This is a genomic window from Spirosoma lituiforme, from assembly GCF_054776635.1.
The window spans coordinates 23,018-33,527 of sequence record NZ_BAAHBO010000015.1; the positions used below are offsets into that span (position 1 = coordinate 23,018).

4 protein-coding genes are annotated in these 10,510 nt (G+C 54.5%); all 4 read left to right on the top strand.

All coding sequences use genetic code 11. From position 1 onward, the window contains the following. Window positions 1–45 precede the first annotated feature (45 nt). Entirely contained in the window at window positions 46–1,569 is a 1,524-nt protein-coding gene (locus ACYU87_RS26515) for an Ig-like domain-containing protein (protein ID WP_461137027.1), read from the top strand. Window positions 1,570–2,054: 485 nt separating this feature from the next. Then, window positions 2,055–6,314: a beta strand repeat-containing protein gene (locus ACYU87_RS26520; RefSeq protein ID WP_461137028.1), complete on the top strand. Its 4,260-nt coding sequence runs from the start codon at window positions 2,055–2,057 to the stop codon at window positions 6,312–6,314. Between the two features lie 23 nt (window positions 6,315–6,337). After that, window positions 6,338–7,804 (top strand): Ig-like domain-containing protein, encoded by a 1,467-nt coding sequence (locus ACYU87_RS26525; RefSeq protein WP_461137029.1) that lies wholly within the window; start codon window positions 6,338–6,340, stop codon window positions 7,802–7,804. Between the two features lie 83 nt (window positions 7,805–7,887). After that, on the top strand, window positions 7,888–10,510 hold a 2,623-nt coding region (locus tag ACYU87_RS26530; RefSeq protein ID WP_461137030.1), incomplete at its 3' end, for an Ig-like domain-containing protein.

Below are 10,510 nucleotides of genomic sequence, written 5' to 3' on the forward strand. Positions count from 1 at the left end.
GCAAAGACATTCGACAGGACTAAAACGACGATCAACCGCCAGGCTATGAGGAAATTTCTTTACTTAGTATTCATACTGACTTTGCCCGGACTATGCCTGGCTCAGAAAGGTCGATATTCAGTTCAGTTCAACGTGAAATCGCTGGATTGTGCCACTGGAAAAGTAGTTATACGCCTTCAGGTGAAAGTAAATAGTGCCGACAGTACATTTCTGATGGGCGATGCGAACTACCGATTCGATTATGATTCGCAGATTATCCGAAACCCGCAGATCATTAGCCAGGAGAATTTCTCCAGCCAGGCACCCGCCAGCGACATTCGCTACAATCAGCAGAATCTTAACGGCAGTACGGTGGGGCCAACCCTGGGTACGGTTTCCGTAAACACAGTGTACGGGGGGAGCGGGAACGGGGCCAAACTCGTCGGTACCGACTGGATTACCGTTAGCTGCATTCAGTTCGACATTGTTAATACACAGGTGGTACAAAGCAACTGTTTCGGGCTACGGTGGCATACCGACACCACATTCCCGATTACGGGTATGAACGAATACGTCGCGAACACGCAGTTACCCAATGGCTATACACTGCTGAACGTGACCTCGGCTAAAATCTTTGGTAACCTACAGGTCTGTTTGCCCCAGTACTGCTCCATTCAGGCCGCCAGCGATTCGTACACGACATCATTTAATACACTGGTTTCGGGAAATGTTATTACCAACGACCAGGTTGGTCCACTGGTGGTTACAACCACACCCGTGACTGGGCCTAAGAACGGAACAGTTACGCTACGGACCGATGGTACCTTCACTTATATCCCCAAAACGGGCTACACCGGACGGGACAGTATTCAGTACCAGGTGTGCAAACAACTAAACCCGACCCTCTGCACCACGGCCTGGATCTACATCACGATTGGTGCACCAGCGGGCACCGATCTGAATTTGACAAAAACGGTAAGCAAAGCGCAACCCGTTCTGAACGACGTGATTTCCTACAACCTTACCGTGCAAAATACAGGCGGCATTCCGGCTACGGGTGTAGAAGTGAGAGACTCCCTGCCCGCGGGTGTGCAGTTCCAGAGTGCAACGGGAACGGGTACCTACAATGCATCAACGGGTATCTGGACAATCGGGACCGTGCCCGTGGGCGGTTCGGTACAACTGGTGATCACGGTGAAAGTAATTGCCGAGGGAACCTGGTTCAACACGGCCGAAATCAGTAAGGTGAACGAGAAGGATCCCGACTCAACACCGGGCAACAGAAATCCGAGTGAAGATGATCTGGGTGTGGCCTGTTTTTCGACACCGATCAGCTTCTGTGCGGGAGACGTATATACAATATCGTTACCAAATATTTATGCCGGTATTCAATGGTACAAAGATGGGACTGCCATAACTGGCGCTACCTCAACCAGCTACCTGGTTACCAGCCTGGGAACGTATACTTATCGGGCCGCCAATGGTACCTGCCCGCAACAGGGTTGCTGCCCCATCATATTTATAGAGGGCAACTGTTGCAAACCGACTGTCTGCGTACCCGTGGTCATTACCCAAACGCGTAAACACTAGACAAATGTGAGATAGAGTACGTTCACCTCTTAATCCTCGAGGCAGCAATTTGTGTTCGGCATATCCCCGGTCCCCGCAATGGCGGTCCGGGGTGAAGGCAATCGCACTCAATAGCTCTATCCTTCGGGCTGGACAGCCGTTACACGGCTAGGAATAATAGTGCTAACCAAATTCAACTATCATAAAACAAGTTTTAAGTCAATTTTTGTGTTAATGTATTGACTGTCAAAGGTTTATATTAAAGATTGAAGTTCGGGTCTCTGTTGAACTTGTTGCTGGCTAACCGTCTGCATCAACTATCAATCCTATGAGCGCAGATAGAGATCGGCAATAACGTCGTCAGTTTATAAAAAAGTTGCCTAGTCTCTACTGTCCCGGTTTGTCTGGGATGGGCGTATTTTTTACATGCTAATTCTGTTTAGTACCTTTTTCTGTTACGCTCACGTCGCGTAAAACACGCTTGCTTTAAACAATTATATCCCCTTATGAAGAGAAATCTCTACTTAGCTACCCTGCTTTGGTGCTGGGCGCTACTGGTTCAGGCCCAAAGCCAGATTGATGGTACCGTACAGGTCCACCCCGGTGGTCATATGGGCGTTTATAATAACCTGAACTTCAACACCGGCTATGTTATTACGCCCCGTAGCTTACCGGGCGACAACATCTACTTTACCGTGAGCGCAACGCACACGGGTGCGTCGGACGCGTCTCATGTCAATGGGTATGCCGAAGAAGCAGGACATGCTGCCTTTACCTTCCCTATTGGTAACGGAACCTCGTATCGGTCGGCGGGTATCGCGTCGGCCAGTACGGCTGCAAATTACCGGGCTGCTTATTTTTCAACGAATCCCAGTTCGGCTACGCTACCCACGGGTGCACCGTTCGCTACTGCTTCACGGGGTACTGGTGTTGAGGCCGTCAGCACAGTTGAGTATTGGGATATTGACGGCAGTGCTGCCGCATCCATTACGCTGACTTGGAATGCCGCCAGCAATGTAAATACGCTGACAGGGGGTAATCCCAATCAGCTTGTTATTGTTGGCTGGAATGGCAGCCAGTGGGTAAATCTGGGCCGGGCTGGCGGATTTTCGGGTACATTAACGGGTACGGGTACCATTACTGCCAACAACATCACGCCCGATACATATGCTGCCTATACGTTTGGTAGCCTTGCCTGCCAGCTTGCGGCTACCGCTTCGATAACATCTGGTACGATTTGTGCCGGGGGTACCATCTCGTTAAGTGCCTCCACCACGGGTGCCGTCGGTGCGCTGTCGTACGCCTGGAGCGGGCCCAACGGTTATTCGGCTACAGGTAGTGCAGTTACTGTTTCAAACGCAACGGTGTCCGCATCGGGTAATTATACCGTCGTCGTCACCGATGCCGGCAATGGCTGTAGCACAACAGCCGTAACGGCCACGGCCATCACCGTTAATCCACAACCGGTTATCAGCAGTATAAGCACCAGTAACCCGACGAGTTGCGGTACGGCTACTGGTAGTCTTACCTTGAACGGATTGATAGCCTCAACGTCCTACCTGGTCAGCTATAGCTTCAACGGAGGAGCGGCCAATACGGCTACCTTGACCAGCAATGCATCAGGCCAGATCACGCTGAGTGGACTGGCTTCGGGTAGTTATACCAACATTACGGTGAGCAATTCGGGTTGTACCAGTGTGGCTCAGACGGCCAGTTTGAGTGATCCGTCAGCCCCGGGTACCCCAACACTAACGGCTAGTCCAGCTTCGTCAGCCATTTGCTTAGGCCAGTCAATCACCCTGACCGCCAGTGGGTCGGGCAGTTTCACGTTTTCGGGACCAGGTCTTTCGTCAACCACCGGATCGACGGTTACCGCCACACCAACCAGCGCCGGCAATGCGGTGTATACCGTCACACAAACGGCATCGGGTTGTACATCGGCAGCCGCTACGTACACGGTTTTAGTCAATAATCAACCCATTATTACGAGCATAACCCCCGCCGATCCAACTAGTTGCGCTACCAGTACCGGCAGCATAACGATCAATGGATTGGCGCCATCCGTGCAGTATACGATCGGATTCAGCAAAAATGGTGGTGCCGCCACAACGGGCGTGTACACGTCTAATGCATCAGGTCAGGTAACGGTCGGCGGTTTATCGGCGGGTGTTTATTCGGCCATTTCCGCCAGCCAGGGAAGCTGCACGTCGGCTCCCTCTTCGGTAAGTGTAACATTGGTCGATCCAACGCCGGCTGCCGTAACCAGTTCACAACTGGCCGGGTACAGCCCAACATCGTGCGGCAGTACCACCGGGCGGATTGAGATTACGGGCTTACCGGCCAACTCAAGCGGTATTGTGGTAGGGTATACGAAGAATGGAGTAGCTGGATCAGCTAACGTCTCTACAGATGGCAGCGGCAAAGCGACCATTTCGAGTTTGTCAGCAGGAAATTACGCCAACTTTACCATTCAGACAGCCGGGTGTACTTCAGCTCCGTCATCGGCCAGTGTTGCCCTGACGGACCCAGGCCTGGTTGCCCTCACGAGCAATAGCATCAGCAGCCTCAATCCGACATCGTGCGGAGCATCTGATGGGTCGATTACGGTCTCGGGTCTTTCGGCTAACACCAATGTAATCCTCTCCTACCAGCGTAACGGGGTCAATGGATCCGCCACTGTTACCACCAACGGGTCAGGGCAGGCAATCATTCCAAGTCTGAGTGCGGGCAATTACAGTGTTATCACCTACGCCATCGGTGCCTGTACCTCGGCGCCTTACAACGGCACGGTAGCCATCTCCGATCCGGGTCTGGCCCCGTTGACGGCGTCGAACGTTACAGGTAAAGCGCCTACGTTTTGTGGGGGTTCCAATGGACGGATTGACATTACGGGTCTGGCGGCCAATCAGCAGATCTCGATCAATTATAAGAAAGATGGTGTAGCCCAACCAGCGGTCAGTGCCATTACGAATGGATCAGGCCAGGTAACCATTGCTAATCTATCGTCGGGCAGCTATTCCGACGTTACCTACGCGATCGGCGCCTGTACATCGGCTGCTTACGCGGGAACTATCAATCTACAGCAACCCGAATTGATCGCTTCCCAGTTCACGGGCATCAACCCGGCCGTTTGTGGTGGTAACACGGGTCGAATTGAAATTACCGGCCTGGGAAGTAATCAATCCCTGTCGATCAATTATACGCTGAACGGAACACCGGCCGTCGTCGCTGTGACAACGGATGCATCCGGTAAGGCTATCGTTTCGGGCTTGCTGTCGGGTACATACACCGCTTTCAGTTATTCGCAGGGCGTTTGTACCTCAACAACCTACGGGGGACCGATCTATTTGAGCAATCCAGCACCAACGGTATTAAATTCGTCAAATGTTCTGGGTATCAATCCAACACAATGTGGACAGACTAATGGTCGCATCGAACTTACTGGATTGGCCGCTAGTACGTCAACAACGATTACCTACCGTCGGAACAACACGGCCCAGTCGGCTAGCGTGACATCGGATGCCAACGGTAAAGCCGTCATCAGCGGCTTACTGGCTGGCACGTATTCCGACTTTACGTACACGCAGGGTACTTGTACCTCGGCTCCTTATGTTGGTCCGGTAACGCTGAGCGATCCGACACCAACAGTATTGACCTCTGCTAACGTCGCGTCTTTCAATCCTACCAGCTGCACGGCTACCGATGGCCGCATCGAAATTACGGGGCTGGCCTCAAACGTTTCAACGACGCTCTCGTACGCCAGAGATGGCGTTGCAACCAGCGCCGTACTCGTTACGGACAACAGTGGTAAAGCCACTTTGAGTAACCTGGGCACGGGTAACTACACGAACTTCAGCTACTCACAGGGAAGTTGTACCTCGGCTCCTTATACGGCTACGCTGGCCGTTGCCGCCAGCGGTTGCAGCCGCCTTGATCTTCGTGTCTATCTACAGGGGGCCTTGTATAGCAATGGGGGAACGATTGGAGCTAACAATCTTCCATTAATGCGGGATAATCTTCGGTCTGGTGGGTACCTGCCTCTGAATGATCCGTATCGGACGACTCCGTATACATCCGTCTTTACCCAGGTAAATAACGCAGAGCTTCAGACGATTCCTGCATCGATGACGACCACCACAGGCGACAAAGCAATCGTGGACTGGGTATTTGTCGAGTTACGGAATAAAACGAATCCGGCTCTGGTAAGCTACAGCCGTTCGGCCCTGGTCTTGCGCGACGGAAGCGTACTGGATTCCGACGGACAGAGTGGTCTCAAATTAACGGGTATTTCAGCCGACGATTATTACGTATCAGTTCGCCACCGCAATCACCTGGGTGTCATGACCGCGCAAGCGATTACAGTTCCAAGCAGTACGACCGTCGATTTCAATACGATGACCGATGTCCAGGTTTGGAATACCAGTGGTTACGATGCCGTAGAGCGTAGTACGGTTACTGTCGGCAGCACTAGCGTACGGGCTTTGTGGGCTGGCAACTCGGTCCACAACAACAAGGTCAAATACATTGGCTCTGGTACAGATTTGCCGGGTATCCTGTCGAACGTACTCAACTACTCGGGTAGCGCGGCTGCCTATAACTTCAGCAATGCCTACGGGTATTTTATTGGGGATGTTAATCTGGATGGCCGGTCCTTGTACATCGGTTCGGGTAATGACGGTGCTTTTATCTTGAGCAATGTGCTGAACTACCCGCTGAACAATACGAAAGTGTACAACTACGACTTGCTTCTTCAACAACTTCCTTAGTACTCACCCAATTTATTTAGATCATGAAAAACGTACTAGTAAATGGACTACTGGTCCTGATAGCTCTTATTGGATGGGGCGGGCATAAGGTCGTTGCGCAAAATCGAATAGACCTTACTCTGAAGTACAATACAACAACTAGTCTATACGAAGTATATGGACGTCCTAACTTCACCGACCCTGCTTTTGGGGTCGGTGCCGGTACACAAATTACGGTTGTTTTACCGGCAAGTGTGGCTGACAATGCGTTGACGGTCACGTCAGTCAATGGAGGAGCCTGGAGTGATGCGTCGAAAGTGTATGCCCCCACGGCTGACCCCAGCAATGATTTCCACGGCATTGCGACCGCTGGTAACTACACGGCTCTCGTCAGCGGACAGGAAACGCTGTTTTTTACGTTTGGTGTAACAGGTACTTGTTTGCCAGGTATTCGTCTTTTCGATAATACAACGGACCCATCTTCCAGCGCGGCCGGTTTCAGCGGAGGTGATTATAAAAACTACATCGGCGATGCACTGAATGCTGGTGAAGACGTCTACCGGATTAACTATACCACCCCGGGGGGCTTGTGCGGCATTGCCCCAACGATTGGTTTCGTAAGTCCCGCAAGCGGTACACAAACGAACGCCAATCCACCTATTAGTGGTACGGCTACGCCCGGCGCTAGTGTCACCGTTGGGGAGGGCAACACAACGATATGTACAACTATAGCCTCGTCTGCGGGTACCTGGAGTTGCTCCAACCCGACACCGTTCAGCGCCGGGCCACATACACTGACAGCTGTTGCCAGCAACTTAACCGGAAGTTCACCAGTCGCCACTACGTCTTTTACCGTAGTGGGACCGGCTACTATTGCTATTTTAGGCCCAGTCAACGGCACAACCACGACCACTACGCCCACCATCAGCGGTACCGCAACACCCAACTCGAGCGTGACGGTAGGGGAGAATGGCACTACATTGTGCACAACGACAGCAACCGCCAGTGGTGCCTGGTCTTGCCCTGGCATAACCCTGACGACAGGGCCACATACGATTACCGCAGTAGCGAGTAATCTGGGAGGCCCCTCTCCAGCAGCCACTACCAGCTTCACGGTGGTCCCAAATTCATCGACGCTCACGGCCGGGCCGGGCACTGTATTCAATGATCTGAATGGCAATTGCACCGCCGATGCGGGTGAAAGTCTGAGTGGATTGCCAACTCCGCTCTATGTTAAGCTGATCAGTACAGCAACACCAGCGGTAGCCCAACAGGTGGTAGCAATAGCATCGAACGGTAGCTTCACCTTTACTGGTATTACAGATGGTACGTATACGGTCATCGTCGATGATAACGCAACGTTGAGTGATGTGACACCAGTAGCCGGGTATCTCAATGCATCTCGTGGATCCTTTGTCGCTACGAATGGCACTGTCCAGCAGCCCTCACCCGCGCAGTTCTGTCTGCAATCTACCTGTCCTCCGTTTACGTTGCCAACTTTATCAAAATAATCAATGGTCTTGTTGCTCAATCGGTCCTTTAAAAGACTGTCAAGGCAATAGTCTGGCGAGGATTATTATAAACCGCCCAAGTTATGACAAGGAAGTATTATACTCTCTCCTATCCCCTGCCGACAGGCGGATTGGTCAGATGTGGGTTAACGACAGTGTTGCGAACTGTTTGCGCACTGATTTACCTACTTCTGCTAATTCCTCAAACGGCAACGGCCCAATGTGATAGTCAGGATGGCACAATTACGGTAACAGCTTCTGGCGGTGCTATGAACGGGGCAAATCTGGTCTATGTGATCACCAATCCAGCTGGCGTCATTCTGAACTATAGTCAAGCGCCGACATTTACGAATGTGGCACAAGGTAGTTACCAGGTTTATGCCGTTGGTTATCGGGGTAGTACGCTGCTTTTTTCGGTAGGGCAGGGAATAAGTTCGGTGACCAACGGGAATGCCTGTGTGCAATACTCGTCGGCTCCCGTCACATACAGCGTTTGCTCAACGAATGCTACATGCGACAGTCAGGATGGCACAGTTACGGTAACAGCGTCAGGTGCATCGATGGGTACCGCCACGTTGTCTTACTTGCTGACAAATGCTTCGGGGGACATCATTAAGGCCAGCAACACGCCATCTTTTACGAATGTTGCTGCGGGTACTTATTTTGTTTACGCACTAGGTTATACAACAACAGCAGTCCCGTATAGCGTTGGTCAAAACATCAGTGTCATTTCGACTAACGATGCCTGCGCCCGACTCTCTCCGCCAATCGGTTACAAAGTTTGTTCGCCAAATCCTCCGGTGGTGACAGGTCAGCCGTTGGTGACCAGCGTGAACACACCGGGCCGGGTATGCCTGCCGGTGAGCGATGCCGACGGGACCAGCAGCTTCAGTGCGGCCATCTGTGGTCAGCCCGCCAGCGGCACGGCCGCCGTGGTGAGCGCGGGGGGCAACCAGGTGTGTATCAGCTACACTCCGCCCACCAACTTCACGGGCAACGCGGGTAGCCTTTGTGTGATCGTCACCGACCCGACGGGTCAGACGGCTACGGTGTCCGTGCCGGTGGTGGTGAGCCCTCAGAGCGGGACGGCTCCCACGGCTCAGCCGCCGGTGGTGACGGGGGTGCCCATCACGGTGCCCGTCAGCCAGACGGCCCTGGTGTGCCTGCCGGTGAGTGACCCCAACGGCACCACCAGCTTCAGTGCTGCCATCTGCGGCCAGCCCAGCAGTGGCACGGCCGCCGTGGTGAGCACCAGTTCTAACAATGTGTGTATCAGCTATACCCCGCCGGCCAACTTCACGGGCAACGCCGGGACGGTGTGTCTGGTGGTCACCGACCCCACGGGTCAGACCACCACGGTGGGCATCCCCGTGACGGTGATACCGGATCCGACGCCGAATCCCGCTGTGGGTCAGCCGCCGGTGGTGGTGGGGGCTCCGCTGGTGGTCAACCAGAACACGCCGGGCAGCGTGTGTCTGCCGGTGAGTGATCCTGACGGGACGAGTTCATTCACGGTGAGCGTATGCGGTCAACCGAGCTCGGGCAGTGTGAGCGTGGCCAGCGTGGTCAACACCGGCAGCGTGTGTGTGAACTACGTGCCGGTGAATGGCTTCAGCGGCAACGTGGGCAATGTGTGCCTGGTGGTCACCGACCCCACGGGTCTGACCAGCGTCGTGCAAGTACCGGTGACGGTGATACCAGCCAGCGTACCCAGTTCCCTGTCGGCTAACCCGGACAGCGGCACTCTGATCTCGGGCACCAGCACAACCTTGCCCGTGCTGAGCAACGACACCAATTTAGCGGGTCTTCCCGCCAGTTTGACGACAGTGAGTCTGCCGGTGATCACCCGTGCGCCCGCCCAGGGCACAGTGGTGGTGAACGCCGACGGGACGGTGACCTACACGGCCAGTAGCAGTGCGACGGGTCAGGACAGTTTTGTGTATCAGATTTGCTCGCTGGCTAACCCCGCCCAGTGCGATACGGCCCGGGTGCGTTTGCAGCTCAATGCGGCCCCGGTGCCACCGAACGCGCCGGTGGTGACAGGTCAGCCGTTGGTGACCAGCGTGAACACACCGGGCCGGGTATGCCTGCCGGTGAGCGATGCCGACGGGACCAGCAGCTTCAGTGCGGCCATCTGTGGTCAACCCGCCAGCGGCACAGCCGCGGTGGTGAGCACCAGTTCTAACAATGTGTGTATCAGCTACACTCCACCCACCAACTTCACGGGTAACGCAGGCAGTGTGTGCGTGATCGTCACCGACCCAACGGGTCAAACGGCCACGGTGTCCGTACCAGTGGTGGTGAGCCCCCAGAGCGGGACGGCTCCCACGGCCCAGCCGCCGGTGGTGACGGGGGTGCCCATCACGGTGCCCGTCAGCCAGACGGCCCTGGTGTGCCTGCCGGTGAGTGACCCCAACGGCACCACCAGCTTCAGTGCCGCCATCTGCGGCCAGCCCAGCAGTGGCACAGCCGCCGTGGTGAGCACCAGTGCCAACAATGTGTGTATCAGCTACACCCCGCCGGCCAACTTCACGGGCAACGCCGGGACAGTGTGTCTGGTGGTCACTGACCCCACGGGACAGACCACCACGGTGGGCATCCCCGTGACGGTGATACCGGATCCGACGCCGAATCCCGCTGTGGGTCAGCCGCCGGTGGTGGTGGGGGCTCCGCTGGTGGTCAACCAGAACACGCCGGGCAGCGTGT